The following is a 23,342-nucleotide window of genomic DNA, read 5'->3' on the forward strand; positions in this document are numbered from 1 at the left end:
CACACCTATACCCAGAACGTCGAGGGCACGCGCGTCCTGCACGAGACGATGCAGGCCGCGGATGTCACGAACATCGTCTTCTCGTCGTCGGCGGCCGTCTTCGGCACGCCGGATGTGCCGCTGGTCACCGAGGACGCGCCCAAGCGGCCGGCCTCGCCGTACGGCGAGTCAAAGCTGATCGGCGAGTGGCTGCTGCGCGATCAGGGCGTCGCCACGGCGGCCACGCCGCATCCACTCCGCCACACGTCGCTGCGCTACTTCAACGTCGTCGGCTCGGGCGATGAGACCGTGTACGACACGAGCCCACACAACCTGTTCCCGCTCGTGTTCGAGGCGCTGCTGGCGGGGCGCACCCCGCGGATCAACGGCGACGACTACGACACCGAAGACGGCACGAACGTGCGCGACTACGTGCACGTGGCCGACATCGCGGCGGCGCACGTCGTCGCCGCGCAGCGCCTGGCCGCCGGCGACCCGATCGAGCCGGCGTACAACCTCGGCTCGGGCGACGGGCTGTCGGTGCGGCAGATCATGGATGCCATGGCGCGGGTGACGGGCATCGCCTTCACCCCCGAGGTCGGCCCACGCCGCTCGGGCGACCCCGACCGCATCGTGGCCAGCGGCGAGCTGGCCGCCCGTGACCTCGACTGGCGCATGCGGTACACCGTCGACGAGATGGTGCGTTCGGGGTGGGAGGCCCGGCGGGGCGGAGCGTCGTGAGCTCTGAGGCCGTCGACCTCGGCGCCGGTGTCGTCAAGCGCGCGACGCGCCTGGCCGACGGGCGCGAGCTGATCTACTACGACGACCCGGGCACGACGCTCGGGCCCGAACGCGCCGTCGACGCCCGCACCCTCGACCCGCGACCGGCGACCGCGTCGATGCGGCAGGACATCCTCACCGGCGACTGGATCACCGTGGCTGCGAACCGGCAGAACCGGGTCATGCTGCCGAGTGCCGAGCTCGACCCGCTCGCACCGCAGTCGTCGGGCAACCCGTCGGAGGTGCCGAGCCGCTACGACGTCGCCGTGTTCGAGAACCGGTCGCCGGCCTTCGGCCCGACGCTGGCCGAGGCCGTCGGCACGGCACCGGAGGCCGCCGACCCGCCCCGGGGACTCGACGACCTCGACGCGCTCGGCCTCGGTCGCACGCGCTCGAGCGTGGGCCGCTGCGAGGTCGTGTGCTTCAGCCCCGACCACGAGGGCTCGTTCGGTACGCAGACGGTCACCCGCGCCCGCACGGTCATCGAGGCGTGGGCCGACCGCACCGCCGCACTGGGCGCCCTACCCGGCGTGCAGCAGGTCTTCCCGTTCGAGAACCGCGGCGAGCAGATCGGCGTCACCCTCCCCCATCCGCACGGGCAGATCTACGCGTACCCGTACGTGACGCCGCGCACGCAGCGGCTGCTCGACGCGATCGATCGCACGGCGCCGAACCTGTTCGAGCGCATCCTGACCTTCGAACAGGGTGCCGAGCGCGTCGTGCTGCGCGGTAAGCACTGGACGGCTTTCGTGCCGTTCGCCGCGCGCTGGCCGCTCGAGGTGCACCTCATGCCCCACCGGCAGGTGCCCGACTTCCCCGCGCTGGCGCCGGACGAGCGCGATGAGCTCGCCGGGCTGTACCTGCGCCTGCTGCGCGGCATCGACCGGCTCTACGACACCCCCACGCCGTACATCGCCGCGTGGCACCAGGCGCCGGTGCACGTGGGGCGCGACACGGTGCGCCTGCATCTGCAGTTGACGTCGCCGCGCCGCGCCGCCGACAAGCTGAAGTTCCTCGCCGGGTCGGAGGCCGCGATGGGCGCCTGGGCCCTGGAAGTGCCGCCCGAGCAGACGGCCGAGCGTCTGCGCGCGGCGGTTGCGAGCGTGCAGCTGTGACGGCGAGGGATGCCGCGGCGGCCGTGTTCGCCGAGCTCACCGGATCGGCTCCCGCGGCCGTGTTCTCGGCGCCCGGGCGGGTGAACCTGATCGGCGAGCACACCGATTACAACGACGGGTTCGTGCTGCCCTTCGCGATCGACCGCCGCACGTATGCCTCCGTCGGCATGCGCGACGACGACGTGGTGCGCGTCGTCACGACCGACGACGCGGGCGACTCCCGCGCCGCGAGCCCGTCGCGGGGTGCCCACCTCCCTCTCTCCGCACTGGCCGCCCCGACATTCCCCCGCGATGCCGTGCCGGAGTGGGCGGCGTACCCGTTGGGTGTCGCCTGGGCGCTGCTGCGCGCCACCGGTGCGAGGCCCCGGCACGGTGTCGACATCGCGATCGCATCGGATGTGCCCATCGGCGCCGGCCTGTCGTCGAGCGCGGCGATCGAGGGGGCCGCGGCATCCGCCCTCGACGACGTGTGGGCGCTCGGCCTCGATGCCCAAGCGCTCGCACGGGTCGGCCGCGCGGCCGAGAACGAGGCCGTCGGCGCACCCACCGGCATCATGGACCAGATGGCGTCGATGCTCGGCCGTGCCGGCGCGGCGCTGTTCCTCGATTGCCGCAGCCTCGATACGACGCTCGTCGACCTGGGCCTCGCCGAAGCCGAGCTCGAGATCGTCGTGATCGACACCCGCGTGACGCACGCCCACTCCACCGGCGGGTACGGCGACCGCCGGGCCGCCTGCGAGCGCGCCGCCGCCGCGATGGCCGTGCCGTCGCTGCGCGAGCTGACCGAAGCCGACCTGCCGGCCCTCGCCGCCCGCGTCGACGACGAGACGTCCCGCCGTGCGCGGCACGTCGTCACCGAGAATCAGCGCGTGCTCGACACCGTGCGCACCCTGCGCACCGAGGGGCCGCGTGCGATCGGCCCACTGCTGACCGCGTCGCATGCGTCGCTGCGCGACGACTTCGAGGTCTCCACCCCCGAGCTCGACACCGCCGTCGACGCGGCGCTCGCCGCCGGCGCGCTCGGCGCACGCATGACCGGCGGCGGCTTCGGCGGCGCGGCGATTGCGCTCGTGCCGACGGAGCACGTCGAACAGGTGCGGGATGCGGTCACGGCGGCGTTCGAGGCATCCGCCTTCACCGCACCCCACGTCTTCCCGGCGATCCCCTCGGCAGGCGCCCACCGCGAGTGACCGCGTGCCGGGCTACGCGCCGTTGGCCATGGCGATCAGCCCGTCGATCATCTCGGGGGTGACATCGCCGCCGCCCATCATTCCTGCACGGCCGATCGGCAGCGACGCCATCATCTTCTCGATCGAGACGCCTTCGGGCAGCACGGCGTCGACGCCCTCCATGCCGCCGGTCATCTGCGCCATCGCCGCCTGCACCATGGGGCCGGCGACAGGGTGCGCCAGCACCTCGGCGAGCGACGACTCGCGCGTCAGCGGCACGCGTAGGTCGTCGCCCGGCACCTGGACCGACACGGAGGAGCGGATGTCACGGCTCGACGCGGCGACGTCGACCTGGTAGTCGCCGCCCTCGACGACCCACCGGTCCACCCGCACGTCCCAGTAGGCCAGATCGGCGCGGCGCACCGTGAGCACGACCTCGCGGGACGCGCCCGCAGCGAGCGCGACCGAGGCGAACGCCTTGAGTTCGCGCACGGGGCGCACGACCGCCGACCCGGGCAGGTCCGTGTACACCTGCACGACCTCGCGGCCGGCGCGGTCGCCGGTGTTGGTGACGGTGATGCGCACCTCGACGTCGCCGTCGGCGGTCACGGTCGCCTTCGCATCGCCGTAGGCGAAGGTCGTGTACGACAGGCCGTGCCCGAAGGGGTAAGCGACCTCCAGCTCGCGCACGTCGTACCACCGATACCCGACGAACAGGCCCTCACCGTACCGCACATGCCCGAACTCACCCGGGAAGTCGAGGTAGGCCGGGCTGTCGGCCAGGCGCAGCGGAATCGTCTCGGTGAGCTTGCCCGACGGGTTCACCTCGCCGAACAGCACGTCGGCGGTGGCCGTGCCGCCGGCCTGACCGAGCAGCCACGCCTCGACGATCGCCGGCACCCGCTCGGCGAACGGCAGGGCCACGACCGAGCCGTTCGACAGCACGACGACGACGTTCGGGTTCGCCGCGAGCACGGCATCCAGCACCGCGAGCTGCTCCGCGGGCAGGTCGATGTCCGTCCGGTCGTAGCCCTCCGACTCGAGACGGGCGGGGAGCCCGAGGAAGAGCACCACCGTGTCGGCAGCGGCTGCGGCATCCACCGCCTCCTCCCGCAGCCGCGCCGTCTCGTCGGCCGATGCACCGGCCTCGAGCGAGAACCCGGCGACGTACATGACGTCGCCCGTCGCCACCGCGCGGATGCCGTCGAGTGCGCTGTCGAGCCGGGTCGGGTTGATCATCGACGAGCCGGCTCCCTGGTACCGGGGCTTCTCGGCGAATGCCCCGATCACGGCGAGCTTCGCGTCCTTGGCCAGCGGCAGCACGCCGCCGTCGTTCTTCAGCAGCACGATCGAGCGTCCCGCGGCCTCGCGGGCCAGCGCGTGGTGCGCATCGACGTCGAGCGGGCCCTGCACGCGCCCGGCGCCGTCCTGCACCTTGCGCACCAGGTCGGCCATACGCCCGGCCGCGATGTCGAGGTACTTCTCGTCGAGCTCGCCCGAACGCACGGCTTCCACGAGCTGCGCGTCGGTGCGCCCGCCGGACGACGGCATCTCGAGGTCGAGGCCCGCGGGCAAGCCGACCACGCGATCGTTCACCGCCCCCCAGTCCGACACGACGACACCCTCGAAGCCCCACTCGCCGCGCAGCACGTCGCTGAGCAGCCACGGGTCCTCCGACGCGTAGACGCCGTTGATCTTGTTGTACGAGCACATGACGGTCCACGGCTGGGCGTCCTCGACGACCCGCTGGAACCCGCGCAGGTAGATCTCACGCAGCGGCCGCGGGTCGACGTCGGCGCTCACGCGCATGCGGTCGTCCTCCTGGTTGTTGGCCGCGAAGTGCTTGAGCGACGTGCCGACGCCCTGCGACTGGATGCCGCGCACGATCGCCGTGCCCAGCACACCGGAGACGATCGGATCTTCGGAGTAGTACTCGAAGTTGCGCCCGCACAGCGGCGAGCGCTTGATGTTGATGCCGGGGCCGAGCAGCACGCCCACGTTCTCGATCGAGGTCTCGGCGCCCAGCGCCTCGCCGACGCGCTCGACGAGGTCGATGTCCCACGACGAGCCGAGCCCCGCCGCGGGCGGGAAGCACGTGGCCGGCACGCTCTCGCCGATGCCCAGGTGGTCGCCGCTGCCGGCCTGCTTGCGCAGGCCGTGCGGCCCGTCGGTGACCATGATCGACGGGATGCCGCCGGCATCCACCGCCTTCGTGTGCCAGAAGTTGCGTCCGCTGGTCAGCGACGCCTTCTCTTCGAGGCTGAGCCTGCTGACGTCTGGAGTGGCCATGGGAGTCCTTTCGATTCGGATCAGATGGTCGAGGGCGTGCGGCTCCGGTGCAGGAACCAGACCGGCCGGCCATAGTCGCGCTGCAGCCACGGCCAGAACGCCCACCACATGAGCAGGGCCCCGGCGGCACCGGCGACGATGCCGAACACCGTGTCCGACAGCCAGTGTGCGTTGATCAGGGTGCGCTGCCACATCATTCCCAGCATGATTACCACGCCGACGATCCACCAGACCCGACGCGCCGTGACCCGCGCGGCGGGGATGAGCGCAGCGACCGCGAACACGATGACCGCCGCCGAGACGGCGTGGCCGGAGGGAAACGAGCCGTGGTCGACGGAGAACAGCGGCCCGTACAGCCCCAGCGCCTCGTCGGCGGCCGGCCGCGGCCGGTGCACGAGGTTCTTCATGCCCTGCGAGTACAGCCCCATCGACAGCAAGCACGCCGCGAGGAAGAACAGCCCCGACCGCCAGCGGCCGACGACTGCGAACACGATGACGACGAGCAGCAGTCCGATGGCTCCGGCCGCCTCGCCCAGGTGCTGGAAGAACATCGGCAGCACCCAGGTATGCGCACCGCTGTCGGGGGTCGTGCCGACGATGCCGCGCCACCAGTCGTCGAGACCCTGGGTGAACGGGGCGGCCGGCGCGGACGCGACGATCACGCCCATGACGACGAAGGCGGCGAGCAGACCCAGCGCCCACCACAGCAGCGCGGAGGGGCGAGGGATGCGGCGCCCGGGCGCCGCCGACTCGGTCGCGGCATCGACCTCGGTCGTGGTCATCAGCGCACCGCTTTGATGGGCCACACGGCGCACGCGCCGAGGATGCCCAGCACGATCGCGATCGGGAACAGCGTCGCGTACCCGAAGGCGAGGACGATCGCACCGGCGACGCCGGGGGCGAGGGTCTGCGGCAGGGTGGCGGCGATGTTGACGACGCCCAGGTCTTTGCCGAAGGACTCGGCCGACGGCAGCACCTCGCTGATGAGCGCCGTGTCGACGGCCTGGAACATGCCGAAGCCGAACCCGGCGATGAAGGTCATGATCATCCACGCGGTGATGTCGGCCCACGCCCACGGCAGCGCGAACGCCACGCTGACGAACAGCGCCGACGCGAAGACGAAGGGCTTGCGGCGGCCGATGCGGTCGGACAGCGGCCCCGAGATGACGGTCGAGACGACGATGCCGACGAGGCTCAGGATGCCGAGCAGCGGAATGACCTGCTCGGGGTACTCGACGCCGAAGTAGTCGGTGAGCAGGTACAGCTGGAAGCCCACGACGGTGAAGTAGCCGGTGTAGAGCAGGAGGCGCCCCGTGAAGGCCCAGAAGAAGTCCGGATGCTTGACGGGGTTGACCCAGAACGTCCCCAGGAAGGCGCGCAGGTCGAACGGCTCCGGCTGGATGCGCGCGCTGGAGTGGTCGGGGTTGAAGACGACGAACAGCGTCAGGACGACGACGGCGAACACCGCGAAGACGACGTACCCGAGGGTGATCGAGCGGAAGAAGAACGACCCCACGATCTGCCCGCCGAGCGCGCCGACCATCATGCCGATGCCGAAGAGCGTCGCGAAGCTGCCGCGGCGACGCACTGGCACGCGGTCCGGCATGACCGCCGACAGCGGCCCCTGCGCGAAGTTGAAGCAGATCTGCACGAGTGTCCAGGCGATGATGAAGCCGACGATGCTGCCGGCGAACGCGAGCCCCACGAGCGAGAGCGCCCCCGCGAGCGCCCCGAGCACGATCCAGGGGGCGCGGCGCCCGAAGCGGGAACGGGTGCGGTCGGAGATCTGACCGGCAATCGGCTGTGCGATCATCGACGCGAAGGCACCGATGGTCGCGATGAGGGCCAGGTTCGCCACCTTGTTCTCTTCGCCCAACTGCACGGCGATCTGCTGGGGAAGCAGGATGCCCGGCACGGCGCCCCAGACGAGGAAGATGCCCAGGTTCGCGGGGACGATCCACGTCATCAGGCGTCGCAAGCCCTTGACCGGCGGTGGCGGGTCGTCGTTGCCGGCGGCCGTGGCCACGAACGTCTTCTGGGTCAGGGGCGGGGTGGGCGTGCGATCTGACGGCGATGTCATGGGTGGTCCTCGGTTGGTGTTGCGTCTCGTCGATGAGTCGCTCGAAAAAACCATATGCGACTCGGTTTTGAGAAATCAAGCACTCCTCGGGTTTACTTCTCCTATGTCCGATCGCACAACAGAAGGCGCTGGCACCTCTCCCAAGCGCGGCTCCTACGCGAAGGGGGTCGCGAAACGCGAAGAGACCCTCACCCGCGCCCTCGAGGTGATCGCGCGCGAGGGCTACCGCGGTGCATCCGTAAAGGAGCTGGCCGACGCCGTCGGGCTCAGCCAGGCGGGCCTGCTGCACTACTTCAACAGCAAGGAAGAGCTCTTCACCGAGATCCTCCGCAAGCGCGACGAGCAGGATTCGCTCGCCGCGGGTCTCGACATCAATGCGGCACCAGACCACGCCGACATGCGCGACGGCTTCCTGACGATCATCCGCCACAATGCCGACGTGCCCGGGCTCGTCCAGCTGTTCGCGCGGCTCTCGGTCGACGCCGCCGACCCGCAGCATCCCGCTCATCGCTTCTTCACCGAGCGCAATACGCTGCTGCGCTCGGTCTTCGCCGAGCACATCGCCCGCAGCCAGCAACAGGGAACGCTCACCGACCGCATTGACCCCGACACGCTCGCCCGCGTCTTCCAGGCGGTGGCCGACGGACTGCAGGTGCAGTTCATGCTCGATCCCGACCTCGACATGGCCGCCGTGGTCGCAGCGCTGTTCGACGCCCTCGGCACCCCCTCAGGAGATCAGCGATGACCGGCGGCCCCATCGTCACCACCGCCGCGGGTCGCGTCCGTGGCCTGTGGCGCGCAGCGCCCGGTGAGCCACAGGCATTCGCCGCCTTCCTCGGCATCCCATTCGCAAAAGCGCCCGTCGGCGAACTGCGTTTCGACGCGCCCGTGGCCCCGGAGCCCTGGGACGACGTGCGAGATGCCGTGGCGTATGGGGCCACGGCTCAGCGCGGCGACCCCGGCGTGACGCTCATCCCTGAGCCGTCGATCCCCGGCGAGGGGACCCTGAACGTCAACGTCTTCACCCCGGCGCCCGGGAAGGCGGATGCTGCGCTGCCCGTACTGGTCTGGATCCACGGTGGCGGCTACTTCGCCGGGTCACCGGCGAGCCCCTGGTACGACGGGCGCGCATTCAACCGCGACGGCGTGGTCACGGTGACGATCTCGTACCGGCTCGGCTTCGACGGCTTCGGGTGGATCGAAGACGCGCCCGCCAACCGCGGCGTGCGCGACTGGCTGCTGGCGCTGCAGTGGGTGCAGGACAACGTCGCGGCCTTCGGCGGCGATCCCGCGCGCGTGACCATCGCCGGCCAGTCCGCCGGCGGCGGGGCGGTGCTGACGCTGCTCGGCATGCCTGCGGCGCAGCACCTGTTCCAGTCGGTCTGGGCGCTGTCGGGCGCGACCGCGGACGTGCCTGCCGACCGGGCCGAGGCGCTCGGCCGCCAGATCGCGGCGAAGGCGGGCGTCGCCCCCACCCGTGCGGGGCTGTCGACGGTGCCCGAAGCGCGCATCCTCGAGATCCAGAAACAGGCGACCGACCTCTCCGGACCCGACGCGCTGAACCGCCTGCTCAACGATGGCCTCATGCTCGGCCCCACGATCGACGGAGATCTCATCACCCGCCCCACGCCCACCGCGCTCGCCTCTGGTGTGGGCGGCGATAAGCCGCTCGTGCTCGGTGCCACCGACGACGAGTTCTCGATGGTCGTGAAGGATGCCGAGAAGACGCTGCGCTGGGTGCCGCTGCGGATCATCCTCGGCAAGGCCGGGCTGCGCGGCCCGCGTCGCAAGGCGTGGCTCGCCGCCAATGCAGACGCCGTCGCACGCGGCCACGCCGCCGTGCTGGGCCGATACATCACCGACCGCATGTTCACGACCGCGGTCGTCACGACGGCCCGTGCGCGCGGAGCCGCGCCGACATGGGTGTATCGCTACGCGTTCCAATCCGAGGTCTTCGACGCGGCCGTGCACTGCATCGACGTGCCATTCTGGTTCGACTGCCTCGACGCCGTCGCCGTCGAGGCGCTCACCGGCCCGAACCCGCCGCAGCCCCTCGCCGACCAGACACACGCGGCCGCCGTCGCCCTCATCCGCGACGGCGACCCCGGCTGGCGCGCCTGGAGCCAGCGCGCGGGAAGCACTTTCGTGTTCGGCGGCGACGGGCCGCGGCTCGACGCCGACGGCTACACCGGGGCATCCACGCTACTCTGACCCGGTGCGTCCTGCGTCCACACCACCCTCCCGGCTGACCGATCCCGTCCGCATCCGCACCGGCATGGTGCGCGGCCTCTGGCGCGACGCGCCCGGCGAGCCGCAGGCATCCGCCGCCTTCCTCGGCATCCCGTTCGCGAAGCCGCCTGTCGGCGAGCTGCGGTTCGCGGCGCCTGTCCCCCCGGAGCCCTGGGACGACGTGCGAGACGCGGTGGCGTACGGCGCCACCCCGCAGCGCTGGGTCGACCCGCGCGGCACGCTCATCCCCGAACCGTCCGTGCCGGGCGAGTCGACGCTGAACGTCAATGTGTTCACGCCCGCACCGGGGAGAGTGGATGCTGCGCTGCCCGTGCTGGTCTGGATCCACGGTGGCGGGTACGTGTCGGGGTCGCCGGCGAGCCCCTGGTACGACGGCCGCGCGTTCACCCGCGACGGCGTCGTGACCGTGACCGTCTCCTACCGGCTCGGGTTCGACGGGTTCGGGTGGATCGACGGCGCCCCGCAGAACCGCGGCGTGCGCGACTGGATCGCCGCCCTCGAGTGGGTGCGCGACAATGTCGCGGCGTTCGGCGGCGATCCGGGCAATGTCACGATCGCCGGGCAGTCGGCCGGCGGCGGGGCGGTGCTGACGCTGCTGGGCATGCCCGCGGCGCAGGGACTCTTCCACCGCGCGATGTCGATCTCGGGTGCGCTCGCCGACATTCCGCTCGCCCGGGCCAGGGCCACGTCCGAGCGCCTCGCGGCCGAGCTCGGCGTGCCGGCCACCCGCGACGGGTTCGCATCGGTGCCAGCGGCGACGATCGAGAAGCATCAGGTCGCCGCGGCCCAGCCGCCCGAGCTGAAGGGGCTCGGCGCGCTGCGCGCCGCACTGGCCGACAGCGTGCCGTACGGGCCGATGATCGACGGCGAGCTTCTCACACAGGGCACGGTGCACTCGCTCGCGTCGGGCGTCGGCGCCGCTACACCGCTGCTGCTGGGCGCCACCGACGACGAGTTCGCCATGGTCGTCGACGGCGCCCGCAGCGCACTGCGGTTCATCCCCGCCGGGCTCGCCCTACGGCTGCTCGCCCCCGAGGTGACGCAACGGCGCGCCTACCGGCGGGCGAACCGTGCACTGCGCGGATCGGCGGCGGTCGTCGGCCGGTACGTCAGCGATCACGTGTTCCGCACCCTCGTGGTGCGGGTGGCCGAGGCCCGCGGCGACGCGCCGACATGGGCGTACCGATTCGTCTGGAAGTCACGCTCGCGCGGCATCGCCCTGCACTGCCTGGACGTGCCGTTCTGGTTCGACTGCCTGCACGCGGAGGGGGTGGAGTCGATCGCCGGCGCCGAGCCGCCGCAGCCCCTCGCGGACACGATGCACGCCGCGGCGGTGAACTGGCTGCGCGACGGCGACCCCGGCTGGCCGTCGTGGACGTCGCGCCCCGGCCTCACGCGCGTCTTCGGGGGCGAAGCATCCACCCCCGACGTCCTGCCCGACGGCTACGCGAGCGTGCGCGCCCTGCTCTGACGCCACGCGGGTCAGCGCAGCGCGGGGATCACCTCGCGCTCGAACAGCGCGACGCCCGAGCGGTCGTACGCCGCCTCCGGGAAGTAGTGGATCGCGTAGCCGAGACCCAGCTCGGCGCGGGCCTGCAGCCGCTCGACGATCTGCTCGGGGGTGCCGAAGCCCGGCGCCGACAGGTAGTCGCGCTCGATCGCGGCGGTGCGATCGTCGCCGAGGTGCGGGCGCAGTCGGGCGAGCACGGCATCCAGCCGCTCTCGGGCTTCGCGCTCGGTCTGCCCGACGATCGTGTTGAAGTTCGAACTCAGCGTGATCTCGCCCCGGTCGCGGCCGAGCGCGTCGCAGTGCGCGTGCAGCACATCACGCTTGTGCGCGAACTGCTCGGGCGTTCCGGTGAAGTTCGTGTAGCTCGCATAGGTCGCCGCGATCTTCAGGGTCACCTGCTCGCCGCCGCCGGCGATCCAGAACGGGATGCCTCCCGCTTGCAGCGGCAACGGCCGCACAAGCGCCCCGTCGACCTGGTAGTGACGGCCGTCGAGGGTCGCAGTGCCGGTCGTCCACGCCTGCCGCATGATCTCCACGCCCTCACGCAGCATGCGCAGCCGGTCGGGGACCGGCGGGAAGCCGTAGCCGTACGCACGCCACTCGTGCTCGTACCATCCGCCGCCGATGCCCATCTCGGTGCGGCCGCCCGAGACGGTATCGACGGTCGCAGCGACCTTCGCGAGGTAGGCCGGGTTGCGGTAGCCCATGCACGTGCACATCTGTCCGAGCCGGATGCGATCGGTCGCCGCGGCGAACGCGGCCATCAGCGTCCATGCCTCGTGCGTCGCCGCGTCGCTGGGCACCGGGGTGGTGTGGAAGTGGTCGTACACCCAGAGCGACTCCCACGGGCCCGCGTCGGCATGCTGGGCGAGGTCACGCATCACACGCCACTGGTCGGCCGGCTCGATGCCGACGAGATCGAAGCGCCAGCCCTGGGGGATGAAGGTTCCGAATCGCATGCGACTGAGCTTATTCGGGCGGAGGCCTCTCGGGGGCCTTTCGGGTGAGGCGCCGCTTCGGGCGGTGACCCTACGGCCGTGGGCGCACCGTGGCGTGGGGCATTCGCCGGCGCATGATCTCGATCGCCTCGGGATTGGCGTCGACGAGCACGGCATCGCGTCCGAGCGCCGAGGCGACCGCGCCGGTCGTGCCACTGCCCGCGAAGAAGTCGAGCACCCGACCGCCCGGCCGCGACGAGGCCTGCACGATGCGCCGCAGGATGCCTTCGGGCTTCTGCGTCGGGTAGCCCGTCTTCTCCCGCCCGGTCGTCGGCACGATCGTGTGCCACCAGACATCCGTCGGCAGCTTTCCGCGCGCCGCCTTCTCGGCCGGCACGAGCCCGGGTGCCATGTACGGCTCGCGGTCGACCTCCTCGGAGTCGAAGAAATAGCGGGCGGGGTCCTTCACGTACACGAGGATCGTGTCGTGCTTGGTGGGCCAGCGCTTGCGCGTCTTGGCGCCGTAGTCGTACGCCCAGATCAGCTCGTTGAGGAAGTGGTCGCGCCCGAACATGGCGTCCAGCAGCACCTTCGCGTAGTGCGCCTCGCGGTAGTCGAGGTGCAGGTAGAGCGTGCCGTCGTCGGCGAGCAGCCGCCACGCCTCGGCCAGCCGCGGCTCGAGGAAGCCCCAGTAGTCGTCGAACCGGTCGTCGTACGCGCGCAGATCGCCCACGAGGCGTTCGTACTCGCGCCCGTGGAAGCCGCGGCGCACGACGTCGGGCCGCCGTGGCGACGGTGTCGTGCTGCGTGCCGTCTCGACGGCCTTCGTCTGCACCCGGCCGGTGTTGAACGGCGGGTCGAGGTAGATCAGCGTGAACGACGCGTCGGCGAACCCCGCCAGCACGTCGAGGTTGTCGCCCTCGTGGATCGTGACCGCGCCGGGCTCGGTCATGGGATGCGGTGCAGCCACGCCTCGGTGGCGAACTTCGACGCGACCAGCGCCTCGGCCTCGGCGTACTCCTCGTCGAGGATGCGGCCTTCGGCGGCGCCGTAGAGCCCGGCGAACGTCTCCTTCAGACGTGCGATGATCTGCTCGCGCGGCAGGCCGGTCTGGCTGCGCAGGGGATCGACACGGCGGGCAGCCGAGACGGTGCCCTTGTCGCTGAGCTTCTCGCGCCCGATGCGCAGCACCTGCGTCATGACGCCGCCGTCCATGTCGTAGCTCATCGTCACGTGGTGCAGCACGCCGCCATTGGCGAGCCGCTTCTGCGCGGCCCCGCCGATCTTGCCCTGCGGCGAGGCGATGTCGTTGAGCGGCTGGTACGTGGCGTCGATGCCGAGCGATCGCAGCGCGTGCAGCACCCAGTCGTCGAGGTATGCGTACGAGTCGGCGAAGGTCATTCCCGCGACGAGGGATGCCGGGACGTACAGCGAATAGGTGATGATCTGCCCCGCGGCCATGAGCATCGCGCCGCCGCCCGAGATGCGGCGCACGACGTCGAAGCCGTGCCGCGCGGCAGCATCGGAGTCGACCTCGTTGCGCAGCGATTGGAACGACCCGATCACGACCGCCGACTCGTCCCACTCCCACAGCCGCAGCGTGGGGTTGCGCAGACCGGCGCCGACGCGGGTGGTGAGCACTTCGTCGAGGGCGAGATTCAGGCGCGGCGAGACGGCACGGTCGTGCACGATCTCCCAGTCGAACGCGCCCCATCCGGGTGCGGTCACCAGTGCCCGGCGCACCGCCGTACCGACCGCCTCGGGGGTGAACCCGAGCAGCTGCGCCCCCGCCGACAGCGCACCGCGCACCGCGGCGGCGATGCCGGCGGCATCCGTCTCCACCGGCAACCCCGTCACCGCCGCATCGATCGCTCCGAGCGCGTCATCGGGCTCGAGGAAGAAGTCGCCGGCGAGATGGAAGTCGGCGATGCGTCCGTCGCGCTGCTCGAAGTCGACGACGACGAGCTTTCCCCCGGGGACCTTGTACTCGCCATGCATGGCTTCAGCCTACGCGGCGGCGCGCCCTCCGGACCCCGGTCCAGACGAGCAGCACCACGGTCAGCGCCGCCGCACCGCGCGCGACCCACACCACCGTCTGCACCGGGGCCCCGAGGGCCGACACGTCGGCCGACAGCACGTCCACGACGACCATGACGTCGCCGCCCGGTCGCCCCGCGGCCGTCGCGACCGCGGGAGCGGTGAGTGCCGTGCAGACGACGAAGACGACGAAGAGGGCGAGGATGCCGGCGCCCAGCGCCCAGCCGACGGGCACCCGGTGAGGCGGCGCATCGAGGGCGCGCACGAGCGGCACCCAGAGCCAGAGGCCGCCCACCACACCGACGCACACGCCCACCGCCCACAGCGGAGTGGTGGCCAGCGTCGACAGCAGCCCCCACGCGTCGGTCGTCCCGGACGCCACACCCACCCCGAGGGAGAGGACGATCCACACGACCCCAGCCCAGACCGCATCCGGGGCCATGCCGTGCACCCGCTCGTACCCGAGCAGGCGCGCTGCGCGGGCACTATCGTGCTCACCGAGCACGCGCAGGGCGATCACCGCCCCCGTCACCCCGCCGCCCATCACCGCGAGCGTGAGCCCGGACGCGTTGCCGCGGGCGAACACCGCGACCGAGACCACGGCGAGCGCGGCGACGACCATCGCGCCGATCCGCACTGCACCCCACGGGCGCGTCGCCCATCGCCTGCTCATCCCCTCACCTTACGGATCACTGCGGTTGCCCAGCCGGGCCTGCTAGTGTGGCCGGGCGGCGCTCGCCGCTGCGTCGTCGATACGCTTTCCGGCATCCGCCGGACCCGGCCCCGAGCCGGACAAGGGTCGAACGGCGAACCGACCCCCGCTCCCCGAGCCTGTCGAGGGGCGTCGCCACCTTCTCGCACACCGATCACTCGTGTGCGCTACCCGAAAGCACCCCCTATGCCTTCCTTCTCCTCTCTCGGTGTGCCCGAGAACCTCGCCGCCGTGCTCGCTGCCGACGGCAAGACCGAGGCGTTCGCCATTCAGCGCGACACGCTTCCCGACTCCCTCGCCGGCCGCGACGTGCTCGGCCGCGGACGCACCGGCAGCGGCAAGACCATCGCGTTCGCGCTCCCGCTGGTGTCCCGGCTGTCCGGCGCCGCCGCAGCCCGCCGCACCCCGGGCCGCCCGCGCGGACTCGTCCTCGCCCCCACGCGCGAGCTCGCCTCGCAGATCGCAGCGACGATCGCTCCGCTGGCGGATGCCGCGGGCCTGCGCGTCACGACCGTGTTCGGCGGTGTCAGCCAGCGCCCGCAGGAACAGGCGCTGCGCGCCGGCGTCGACATCGTGGTCGCGTGCCCCGGGCGTCTCGAAGATCTCATGGCGCAGAAGGTCGTCGATCTGGGCGCGGTCGAGATCACCGTGCTCGACGAGGCCGACCACATGGCCGACCTCGGCTTCCTCCCCGGTGTCACGCGCATCCTCGCGGCAACGCCGCAGGGCGGGCAGCGCATGCTGTTCAGCGCGACGCTCGACCGGGGTGTGGACACGCTCGTGAAGCGCTTCCTGCGCGACGAGGTGCGCCACTCGGTCGATGAGGCCAGCGTGCCGCAGGGCGTCATGACGCACCGCGTCTTCATGGTGCCCGGCACCGATGAGAAGACGGCGCTCGTGCGCCACCTCGCATCGGGCCGCGGCCGCCGCATCCTGTTCACCCGCACGAAGCATCAGGCCAAGAAGCTCGCCAAGCAGCTGACGGCGGCGGGCATCCCGGCGGTCGATCTGCACGGCAACCTGTCGCAGAATGCCCGCGAGCGCAACCTCGCGGCCTTCGGAGCCGATCCCGATGCCGGCGGGGTGCGGGTGCTCGTGGCCACCGACGTGGCCGCCCGCGGCGTGCACGTCGACGAGGTCGAGCTGGTCGTGCACGTCGACCCGCCCGTCGAGCACAAGGCGTACCTGCACCGCTCGGGGCGCACGGCGCGCGCCGGCGCCGAGGGCGTCGTCGTGACGGTGGCCCTGGCCGCTCAGCGCGGCGAGGTCAAGGATCTGCTGCGCAAGGCGCGTGTGTCGGCCGCACTCGAGTCGGTGCAGCCGCACGACGCCGAGATCTCGGCGCTGGTCGGCGACCCCGCACCGCACGTGACGCCTGCGCCGATGCAGCAGCAGCCGCAGCGCGCGAAGAAGCAAGGCGGCGGTCAGAATGCGAAGCGGCATGCCGCGGCGCCGAACTCCCGTTCCCGGCGCCGCGGCGGTCAGCGAGCCCAGGCCGGGCAGGCGGGCGAGCACGCGCCGGGCGGCAGCGCCGGCCAGCGCCAGAGCGGACGTCACTCCCAGGGCGTTCAGCGCGGGCAGCACGCTGCGCAGGACGGCCCGCACACGCGCGGCAACGCGCAGCGCCCGGCGAAGTCGTCGCAGCACGCGGCAGCGCGACCCGCGCACGGCACCACGGCGTCAGGTCGCCCGACGATCGGTGCGACGGTGTCCGATATTCAGGGCGCCTCGGGTCGTCCGCGCGGCCCGCGTCGCGCGCGAGGCTGAGCTGCAGCATCCATTTCCCATCCGTCGCGTCTCTCGCGGCCGACCGGCCGACCGGCCGACCGTCGAGACTTGCCTTCTGCGCAATCACCCCTGCGCACCGCACACGTGAACGCGCACAGGGCAAGTCTCGCGTGGATGGTTACCGCACCGGGAACCTGCCGTCGAGCCAGGCGAGCAGGTCGGCGCGCACCTCGGCCTGCACGACCTCGTTGAAGATCTCGTGGCGCGCATCGGGGTAGACGAGGGTCGTGACGTCGGTGAGTCCCGACCGGTCGCGATACGCCTCGGCCAGTCTGTGCACGCTGCGCGGTCCGCCCACGGTGTCGTCGCGGCCGACCATGAGCAGCACGGGCACGTCGCGGCCCAGGTCGCGCCGCGGCCGCCCGTACAGCTGGGCGGCGTTGAGCGGTCCGAACAGCTGCAGCAGCGGTGTCGACGTTGTGAGCGGGTCGTCGAGGAATGCCCGGCCCACGGTCAGGTCGGACGACAGCCATTCGGTGCCCATGGCGTCGTCGGCCTGGAACGGGGCGTTCAGGTCACCCGCGTTCAGGCCACCGGGCCAGCGCAGTGCCGACCCGCTCAGCACGACGGCGGCGTACGCGTCGGGATGGTCGTTCAGCAGCATCTGCGAGAGGAACGACCCCCACGAGTGCCCGAGCAGGACCAGCGGCAGATCGGGGTGCTCGTCCCGGATCAGCCCGGTAAGCTGCCACACCGCGGCAAGCGCCGCGCGGTGGCCGCCCCGGCCGAGCCGGCCGAGCTTCGCGGCATCCTCGCCCCATTGCCGCATCCCCGTGCGACCGTGCCCGCGATGGTCGTCGGCGTAGACGGTGTATCCGGCGCCGGTGAGGGCGGCGATGAGCGCCGCGTAGCGGCCGGCGTGCTCGCCGACGCCGTGGACCAGCTGCACCACGGCCCGCGCGTCACCCGCCGCCTCGTGCACATCGAAGACGATGGCGATTCCGTGCGCGTCGATGAACTCGCGTTCGATGGCCGGCATGGCGTGAAGTCTAGGCGCCATGCCAAGATCGAACCGAATCGACCGAGATGGGGGCAGGATCGTCGTGGATGTCTTCTGGATCGTGCTGGGGCTGCTCGTATTGATCATCACGATCCTCGACTGCCTGCGCACCGTGCTGAACTACGACCAGCCGGGGATCTTCATGCTGCAGCTGCAGCGGATGCAGTGGGCGGTGCTGCGCTTCTTCACCCGGCGCGCCCACGGCCGTCTGCGGCACAACATGCTGCGACAGGCCACCGGCATCATGCTCATCACCTCTGTGCTGTGGTGGCTGCTCGGCATCCTGCTCGGCTTCGCCTTCATCTATCTCGGCGCGGCCGGATTCGGCGCGATTGTGCGCGACAAGGGTGCGCCCGTCGACTTCTGGACCGCGCTGTATCTGAGCATCGGGCAGTTCTCGACCGTCGGCTCCGACGCGGTCACGGTGCAGAACCCGTGGATCGACTATGCGACGGTGTTGCAGTCGCTCACCAGCGTACTGCTGATGTCGCTGATCATCACCTTCCTGCTCAACGTGTTCGGCGCGATCCGTTCGCTGAGTGACCTGTGCGGCAACTTCACCCGCCCCGGAGCGGTCACCGAGCACCCCATCGACGCGCTCGCCCCGTACTTCCCCCGCGGCCGCGCGCGCGACGTCGACACGCTCGTCTCGTCCGTCAGCGAGGACTTCACCTCGTACACCGACGACCTGCGGCAGAATCGGGTCGCGTACTACTTCCAGAGCGGGCGCAACCAGTTCTCGCTGCCGTTCGCGCTGCGTATGGCCGCCGGACTGGCATCGGCGCTGCGCTGGGGGCTGCCCACCGGGTCGGAGATCAGCGAACTGCCGGAGCTGGATCGCCTGCTCAACACGGTGGTGAGCTTCGGGGAGTGGTTCAACAAGACCCGCAGCCGGGTTCCAGCACCCACCGCGGAGCCCGTCACGAAGGAGAGGTTCGCCGCTCAGGTGAACGGCGACGGCGACGATCGCTGGGTCGCGGACTTCCTCGCGATGACCGACCAGATGTCACAGCTCACCGGGGCCTCCGGACCCACCGACGTCGACGACGCCTACGCCCGCTATACGCAGTGGCTGCCGTTCCAGGCGCGGATGAAGGAGCTGTTCGACTGGATCAGCCGCAGCCTCGACTACCGGCCCGAGGAGCGCGCCGAGGCTCGATACGTGGAGTGATCCGCCTCAGCCGACGACGACCTGCAGTGTGGCGAGCGTGGGATCGGCCGCGTAGGCGATGCGTCCGCCGTCGGCGCGCACAGCCCGCAGGGCCTCGAGCGTGCCGGCGGTGACGACCTCGCCCGGGGCGAGCGCCGGGACCCCGGGCGGGTACGGCGCGATGAGTTCGGCACACACGCGCCCCACCGCGGCGTCGGCATCGACGGTCTCATGCGCGGCGAAGAACGCCGTGCGCGGGTCGAGCGCCGTCTCGGCGTCGACGGTCCACGCCGGCGACGGCTCGACCCGGCGCGGTGTGCCGCGGTGCCGTTCGACGGCCGCGATCAACTGACCGACGAGCCGGTCCACCGATGCGGCATCGTCGGCCATCGTCACCATCGGCACAAGGATGTCGCGGTCGGCCATCTCGAGCGGGATGCCGGTGGCCAGCAGATCACGTTCGATCGCATGCCCGTGCGCCCCGGTGCCCGCCGGCAGCAGCACGAGCTTCGTCGGGTCGACGACGAGCGCCGACGAGTCGGTGAGCACCGCCAGCCCGTCGACGGCGGCCAGCCGTGCGCGTGCCGCCGCGACGAGGTCGACCAGACGGCCCACGAGTGCCTCGCCGTCGCGCTGCAGCAGTGCCCGTGCCGCGTCGACGCTGGCGAGGATCGCCCCGGACGGGCTCGTCGTGTGCGTGGCCTCGAACGCCCGATCGAGTCGGTCGGGGTCGAGCAGCCCACCGTCGCGCGTCGTGCGGGCGACCACGAGCGCCGCCTGCGTCCACGACGGCAACGCCTTGTGCGCACTGGTGATCAGCGCGTCGGCACCGCGCTGCAGGGCATGCCCGGGCACGCGCGGCGAGAACCCGAGATACGCCGCCCACGCGGCATCCACCACCAAGGGCACCCCGGCCGCGTGCGCTGCCCGTGCGAGCCCCTCGACGTCCGACATCGTGCCGACGTACGACGGGTCACCCACGAGCACGCCGCAGGCGTCGGGGTGCGCCGCGAGCGCGCGCTCGACGGCGGCCACGGGCACCGCGCCGGGCAGTCCGGTCACCGGATCGACCTCGGGCCGCACCCACACCGGCCGCAGCCCCGCGAGCACGATGCCCAGCAGCACCGAGCGGTGCAGCGTGCGCGAGACCACCACCGGCTGACCGGGCCGGCCGAGCGCGAGGATCGACGCCTGGTTCGCGTGCGTCGACCCGCCCACCGACAGTCGCGCCCAGTCGGCACCCCACGCCGCCGCCGCGCGCGCCTCGGCGTCGGCGAGCACCGCATCGGTGTCCTTGACGGGCGCCAGCCCGGCATACAGCGGCACATCGCCGCGGATCACGTCGCCGACCAGGTCGGTGCGGTGCTTGTGGCCTGGAACGCTGAACGGGGCGATCTCGCCCCGTTCGAGCCCACCGGTGAACCGCAGCCACCCGTCGAGCAGCGGGGCGTCGGCGGCGAGGCCACGGGGGTCGCGGGCACTGATGCCAGGAACGGGCGCGGAGCTCATGCATCCATCTTGGCCGGTCGGCGAGCCCGCCCAGGCCCGAGCCATCACGGCCACAGAACGCCCCCTGCGGTCCGGGGGTAGGGTGGCGAGGTGACAGCGTCCGCTCCGTCGAGCCCCGCCCGCGCACCGCGGCCGGGAGCCATCTACTTCATCGGTCGTGTGATACTGCGACCGCTGTTCTGGCTGCTGTACCGTCCGCGCATCGCCGGGCGGGGGAACCTGCCCGCACACGGGCCGGTGCTGCTGGCGAGCAACCACCTGTCCGCACTCGACACGCTGATCATCCCGACATCCGCCGTCCGCCCCGTGCAGTTCCTCATCAAGTCGTCGTACTTCGCCGGCCCGGGGGTGCTCGGCCGATGCAAGCGCTGGTTCTTCACCTCGATCGGTGGCGTACCCGTGCACCGGACAACCGGTCGCGACGCCCGCGCCGCGCTCGACGCAGGCAGCAGCATCCTGCGGGCCGGGAGCATCTTCGCCGTGTTCCCCGAGGGAACCCGCTCACGCGACGGCAAGCTGCACGCCGGTCACGGCGGGGCTGCATGGATGGCGCGCGACACTGGCGCCACCGTCGTGCCCGTCGGGCTGATCGGCACCGGCACCGCAAGGCCGCTGAACCACCTGCTCCCGGGGCGGCCGCGCCTCGAGGTGCGCTTCGGCGAGCCCCTCGACCTCGCGGACCTCGATGGTGTGCCGGACGGCAAAGCCCGTCGCGAGATCACCGAGCGCATGATGGCGGCCATCGCACGCCTGAGCGGTCAGCAGCGCTCCGGCAGCGTGAACGCGACGTCGCGCGACTGAACCGGCCGATGCGTCTCCAGCGCGAACTCTGTCGCACGGTCGACGTCGAGCATGGACGCGCAACATCAGCAGCGGCGGTGACTCGTCGGCAGTAACGCAGGCTGGATGCCGCGGCCACCGGCCGCACGGGACTTGACCACGGTTGGGGCCGATCGAGCCTGCGTTGTTGCAGGTTGCGTACGACAAGATGATCGGTCTTCAGCGTGAGGATCTGTCGGTGGACGGGTACATCGTGAAAGCCCCCTGCGGTGTGAGGCCGCCGGCCGATCCCCGGTGGACCGCGGCAAGCAGGCCACCAAACGCTCCCTCCTCGTCGACGGGGCAGGCATCCCGCTGGGCTGCGTGATCGCGGGAGCAAACTGTCACGACTCCCCACTGCTGGCCCCCACGCTGGAGAAGCTGGGCCGGTTCGGTTTCGACCTCCCGCCACGGATCACCCTGCATCTGGATGCCGGCTACGACTCCGGCAAGACCCGGAACCTGCTCGACACTCTCGGAGTGAACGACATGACCAGCAAGAAGGGCACGCCGCTGCAGACCGGCGCCCGCTGGGCCGACCGCCTCGCCACCGCAGGGGGCCTTGGTGATGCACCCGTCGATGACGAGGTTCTCAAGCTCCAAGCCGATCATCTTGTCGTAGGAGTCGAGGCAGAGCTGCTCCAGCTCGGTGAAGATCCCCGCGGCGACCCACTCGTCCCGACGTGTTCTGATCGTGGTCGCCGAGCAACTGCTGTCGGCGATCTTGGCGTAGGCGGCGCCGAGCACGAGAACTTGGATCAGCTTGTCGAACACGATCCGATCCGGGATCCGCAGACGGTGGCAACCGAGTGGATGCTCATCGAGCACCGGAGGAATCAGCGCTCGGAACTGTTCCCACAACGGCTCAATGATCGATGATGGAACCGCGGGCACGGGCGTTCCTGTTGATGCATGAGTTCTTCACCCAACCGTCGTTAACAGACCCCGCGCCCGCGCCCCGTCAACGCCACACCGCCCCGCCTATCCGCGCGACCTCTAAGCCTCGATGCACCGATTCGCCTGAGTGTGGTGGGTCGGTGTGATCGGCTCGGCTGGATCGGCGGCGGGCAGGGGTGTGTTCCGGGCGTCTCATCCCGGTCGTCCACTTCATCCTTGGTCGTGCCGTCGTTGCGGCGGTGGTCAGCTGGTCGCGGCCGGTGGTGGCGTGTGGGTGGCCTGAAAGAGCCTGGCGAGTGCGGTCTGCCATGGCCAGGTCTCGGGCAGGTGCATGACGATGCGTCGCGCTGACCGTGCCAGGCGTGCCGGCACGGTGATGAGGGTGCGGCGGATCGTCGCGGTCGTCGCTCTGGCGAGCCTGCCGGCGCGGTCGGCGATCAGTCCGGCGGCGCGGGTGAGGTTGAACGCGATGACGGCGAGCACGAGCCAGGTGCTGTTCGCGGTGAACACCCCGGACGGGAGGTGAGCAAGCGGGCCCGCCTTGAGGTCGGCGTGGACCTGTTCGATGATCGCGTGGCCGCGGTGGGTCTTGTCCGCTGTGACGGTACCCATCGTGGTCTTGTCGGTGGTGGTGAAGAACGCGTGGTGCCGGTAGGTGTCGAACAAGGTCGGCTGCGCCACCGGCTTGGGGTTCAGGTCCGGGATCCGCCGCACCACCAGTCATCCTTCAACCTGTTCGGACTTCTTCCTGGAGCGGAACGCGGTGAACTCGACTTCGGCGACTTCTGCTTTGGAGATCAGCTGGCCGGTGGTCTCGTCGCGGATCGAGTCGGTGTATTCGATCATCTCCCAACCGTCGTCGGGGATGGTCGCGATCGCGGTCTTCACCGCGGGATCCATCCGGACGGTGACAGACACGTCTGCGCCCGCCCGGTTCGCGGTGCCGACGGTGGCGTGGCCGTAGAACGCGGAGTCCGCCCGCAGCAACGGCCGGATACCGTTGCCCACCTTCATACGTTGGACAGTGGCGAGAGCGTCGCCGACGATCCTGGCTGCGCCCTTCGGGGACCCGGTCTTGCCCTGCCGCAACCGCTGCCCCAGGATCACCGGCGCCGAGGTTGCGGTGCTGGCGGTGGCGATGAGGGCGTTCAGTCCGCGGACGCCGGAGTACCCGAACGACGCGCCCTGCTTCTGGTATCCGTGGACCTCGATAAGCGTGTCATCCAGGTCGACCATCACCCGCTCGTCGTCCCGGACCCGCAGGAGCGGTGCGGACTGGGCGAGGTTCACCAGGGTTCGGGAGGCGACGGCATCGAGCTG

18 protein-coding genes and 3 pseudogenes are annotated in these 23,342 nt (G+C 71.2%); 10 read left to right on the plus strand and 11 right to left on the minus strand.

Annotation, left to right across the window (positions count from 1 at the left end; genetic code table 11):
- The 3 genes from ACK5IN_RS02695 to galK form a co-directional block, all read left to right on the plus strand.
- Nucleotides 1–720 (plus strand): NAD-dependent epimerase/dehydratase family protein (locus tag ACK5IN_RS02695; protein ID WP_416894689.1); only part of this gene is annotated, 720 nt, incomplete at its 5' end.
- On the plus strand, nt 717–1,874 hold the full coding sequence (gene galT / locus ACK5IN_RS02700) for a galactose-1-phosphate uridylyltransferase (protein ID WP_416894690.1): 1,158 nt from the start codon (nt 717–719) through the stop codon (nt 1,872–1,874). The genes ACK5IN_RS02695 and galT, both read left to right, overlap by 4 nt.
- Nucleotides 1,871–3,064, plus strand: a complete 1,194-nt coding sequence (gene galK, locus ACK5IN_RS02705) for a galactokinase (RefSeq protein WP_416894691.1) — start codon at nt 1,871–1,873, stop codon at nt 3,062–3,064. The genes galT and galK overlap by 4 nt, the downstream gene beginning before the upstream one ends.
- 12 nt (nt 3,065–3,076) lie before the next feature.
- Here galK and ACK5IN_RS02710 read toward each other — a convergent pair whose 3' ends face one another.
- Genes ACK5IN_RS02710 through ACK5IN_RS02720 form a run of 3 tightly spaced genes read right to left on the minus strand, consistent with a single transcriptional unit; the run spans nt 3,077 to nt 7,412 of the window.
- Complete coding sequence (locus tag ACK5IN_RS02710) at nt 3,077–5,332, minus strand: glycoside hydrolase family 3 C-terminal domain-containing protein (RefSeq protein WP_416894692.1); 2,256 nt, start codon at nt 5,330–5,332, stop codon at nt 3,077–3,079.
- 20 nt (nt 5,333–5,352) lie between these two features.
- Nucleotides 5,353–6,114 carry a phosphatase PAP2 family protein gene (locus tag ACK5IN_RS02715; RefSeq protein WP_416894693.1) on the minus strand — a complete coding sequence of 254 codons (762 nt, stop codon included), beginning with the start codon at nt 6,112–6,114 and terminating at the stop codon, nt 5,353–5,355.
- Entirely contained in the window at nt 6,114–7,412 is a 1,299-nt protein-coding gene (locus tag ACK5IN_RS02720; protein ID WP_416894694.1) for an MFS transporter, read from the minus strand. Before ACK5IN_RS02720 ends, ACK5IN_RS02715 begins: the two co-directional genes overlap by 1 nt.
- A 103-nt stretch (nt 7,413–7,515) precedes the next feature.
- Here ACK5IN_RS02720 and ACK5IN_RS02725 point away from each other — a divergent pair, with 103 nt between their 5' ends.
- From ACK5IN_RS02725 to ACK5IN_RS02735, 3 genes are read left to right on the plus strand one after another with little or no spacing between them, the layout of a single operon-like run.
- A complete protein-coding gene (locus tag ACK5IN_RS02725) occupies nt 7,516–8,157 on the plus strand; it encodes a TetR/AcrR family transcriptional regulator (protein ID WP_416894695.1) in 642 nt (213 codons plus the stop codon).
- Complete coding sequence (locus ACK5IN_RS02730) at nt 8,154–9,623, plus strand: carboxylesterase/lipase family protein (RefSeq protein ID WP_416894696.1); 1,470 nt, start codon at nt 8,154–8,156, stop codon at nt 9,621–9,623. The genes ACK5IN_RS02725 and ACK5IN_RS02730 overlap by 4 nt, the downstream gene beginning before the upstream one ends.
- A gap of 4 nt (nt 9,624–9,627) precedes the next feature.
- On the plus strand, nt 9,628–11,133 hold the full coding sequence (locus tag ACK5IN_RS02735; protein WP_416894697.1) for a carboxylesterase/lipase family protein: 1,506 nt from the start codon (nt 9,628–9,630) through the stop codon (nt 11,131–11,133).
- An 11-nt stretch (nt 11,134–11,144) separates the two neighbouring features.
- Here the strand turns inward: ACK5IN_RS02735 and ACK5IN_RS02740 are convergent, their stop codons facing one another.
- The 4 genes from ACK5IN_RS02740 to ACK5IN_RS02755 all read right to left on the minus strand — a co-directional run bounded on the left by ACK5IN_RS02740 (nt 11,145) and on the right by ACK5IN_RS02755 (nt 14,820).
- Nucleotides 11,145–12,131, minus strand: coding sequence for an LLM class F420-dependent oxidoreductase (locus ACK5IN_RS02740; RefSeq protein ID WP_416894698.1), 987 nt, complete (start codon nt 12,129–12,131; stop codon nt 11,145–11,147).
- A 70-nt stretch (nt 12,132–12,201) separates the two neighbouring features.
- Complete coding sequence (locus tag ACK5IN_RS02745; protein ID WP_416894699.1) at nt 12,202–13,062, minus strand: DNA-methyltransferase; 861 nt, start codon at nt 13,060–13,062, stop codon at nt 12,202–12,204.
- Complete coding sequence (locus ACK5IN_RS02750; RefSeq protein WP_416894700.1) at nt 13,059–14,108, minus strand: lipoate--protein ligase family protein; 1,050 nt, start codon at nt 14,106–14,108, stop codon at nt 13,059–13,061. Before ACK5IN_RS02750 ends, ACK5IN_RS02745 begins: the two co-directional genes overlap by 4 nt.
- A 4-nt stretch (nt 14,109–14,112) precedes the next feature.
- Entirely contained in the window at nt 14,113–14,820 is a 708-nt protein-coding gene (locus ACK5IN_RS02755) for a hypothetical protein (RefSeq protein WP_416894701.1), read from the minus strand.
- Nucleotides 14,821–15,045: 225 nt separating this feature from the next.
- Between ACK5IN_RS02755 and ACK5IN_RS02760 the strand changes: the two genes are divergently transcribed.
- On the plus strand, nt 15,046–16,626 hold the full coding sequence (locus tag ACK5IN_RS02760; RefSeq protein WP_416894702.1) for a DEAD/DEAH box helicase: 1,581 nt from the start codon (nt 15,046–15,048) through the stop codon (nt 16,624–16,626).
- A gap of 139 nt (nt 16,627–16,765) precedes the next feature.
- On the opposite strand, the gene ACK5IN_RS02765 is transcribed toward ACK5IN_RS02760, so the two are convergent.
- On the minus strand, nt 16,766–17,626 hold the full coding sequence (locus ACK5IN_RS02765; protein ID WP_416894703.1) for an alpha/beta hydrolase: 861 nt from the start codon (nt 17,624–17,626) through the stop codon (nt 16,766–16,768).
- 64 nt (nt 17,627–17,690) lie between these two features.
- Between ACK5IN_RS02765 and ACK5IN_RS02770 the strand changes: the two genes are divergently transcribed.
- Entirely contained in the window at nt 17,691–18,818 is a 1,128-nt protein-coding gene (locus ACK5IN_RS02770; RefSeq protein WP_416894704.1) for a hypothetical protein, read from the plus strand.
- Nucleotides 18,819–18,824: 6 nt separating this feature from the next.
- Here the strand turns inward: ACK5IN_RS02770 and ACK5IN_RS02775 are convergent, their stop codons facing one another.
- Entirely contained in the window at nt 18,825–20,306 is a 1,482-nt protein-coding gene (locus ACK5IN_RS02775; protein ID WP_416894705.1) for an aminotransferase class I/II-fold pyridoxal phosphate-dependent enzyme, read from the minus strand.
- Nucleotides 20,307–20,396: 90 nt separating this feature from the next.
- Here ACK5IN_RS02775 and ACK5IN_RS02780 point away from each other — a divergent pair, with 90 nt between their 5' ends.
- Both ACK5IN_RS02780 and ACK5IN_RS02785 read left to right on the plus strand, forming a co-directional pair.
- Nucleotides 20,397–21,107 (plus strand): lysophospholipid acyltransferase family protein, encoded by a 711-nt coding sequence (locus ACK5IN_RS02780; protein WP_416894706.1) that lies wholly within the window; start codon nt 20,397–20,399, stop codon nt 21,105–21,107.
- Nucleotides 21,108–21,380: 273 nt separating this feature from the next.
- Nucleotides 21,381–21,599, plus strand: a pseudogene (locus tag ACK5IN_RS02785) (transposase); the annotation flags it as partial.
- A 24-nt stretch (nt 21,600–21,623) separates the two neighbouring features.
- Here the strand turns inward: ACK5IN_RS02785 and ACK5IN_RS02790 are convergent.
- Nucleotides 21,624–22,019: pseudogene (locus ACK5IN_RS02790) on the minus strand (transposase); the annotation flags it as partial.
- Between the two features lie 246 nt (nt 22,020–22,265).
- Nucleotides 22,266–23,342 (minus strand): annotated as a pseudogene (locus tag ACK5IN_RS02795) (IS1380 family transposase); the annotation flags it as partial.

This window comes from Microbacterium sp. (assembly GCF_047971895.1).
Taxonomy (GTDB): domain Bacteria; phylum Actinomycetota; class Actinomycetes; order Actinomycetales; family Microbacteriaceae; genus Microbacterium.

What these genes read in the sequence shown, in the direction of transcription:
- ACK5IN_RS02755 (WP_416894701.1), bottom strand. Translation starts at nt 14,820, where the DNA reads ATGAGCAGGCGATGGGCGACGCGCCCGTGGGGTGCAGTGCGGATCGGC.
- ACK5IN_RS02720 (WP_416894694.1), bottom strand. Translation starts at nt 7,412, where the DNA reads ATGACATCGCCGTCAGATCGCACGCCCACCCCGCCCCTGACCCAGAAG.
- ACK5IN_RS02730 (WP_416894696.1), top strand. Translation starts at nt 8,154, where the DNA reads ATGACCGGCGGCCCCATCGTCACCACCGCCGCGGGTCGCGTCCGTGGC.
- ACK5IN_RS02775 (WP_416894705.1), bottom strand. Translation starts at nt 20,306, where the DNA reads ATGAGCTCCGCGCCCGTTCCTGGCATCAGTGCCCGCGACCCCCGTGGC.
- ACK5IN_RS02710 (WP_416894692.1), bottom strand. Translation starts at nt 5,332, where the DNA reads ATGGCCACTCCAGACGTCAGCAGGCTCAGCCTCGAAGAGAAGGCGTCG.
- ACK5IN_RS02745 (WP_416894699.1), bottom strand. Translation starts at nt 13,062, where the DNA reads ATGACCGAGCCCGGCGCGGTCACGATCCACGAGGGCGACAACCTCGAC.
- ACK5IN_RS02725 (WP_416894695.1), top strand. Translation starts at nt 7,516, where the DNA reads ATGTCCGATCGCACAACAGAAGGCGCTGGCACCTCTCCCAAGCGCGGC.
- ACK5IN_RS02715 (WP_416894693.1), bottom strand. Translation starts at nt 6,114, where the DNA reads ATGACCACGACCGAGGTCGATGCCGCGACCGAGTCGGCGGCGCCCGGG.
- ACK5IN_RS02750 (WP_416894700.1), bottom strand. Translation starts at nt 14,108, where the DNA reads ATGCATGGCGAGTACAAGGTCCCCGGGGGAAAGCTCGTCGTCGTCGAC.
- ACK5IN_RS02760 (WP_416894702.1), top strand. Translation starts at nt 15,046, where the DNA reads ATGCCTTCCTTCTCCTCTCTCGGTGTGCCCGAGAACCTCGCCGCCGTG.
- ACK5IN_RS02740 (WP_416894698.1), bottom strand. Translation starts at nt 12,131, where the DNA reads ATGCGATTCGGAACCTTCATCCCCCAGGGCTGGCGCTTCGATCTCGTC.
- ACK5IN_RS02765 (WP_416894703.1), bottom strand. Translation starts at nt 17,626, where the DNA reads ATGCCGGCCATCGAACGCGAGTTCATCGACGCGCACGGAATCGCCATC.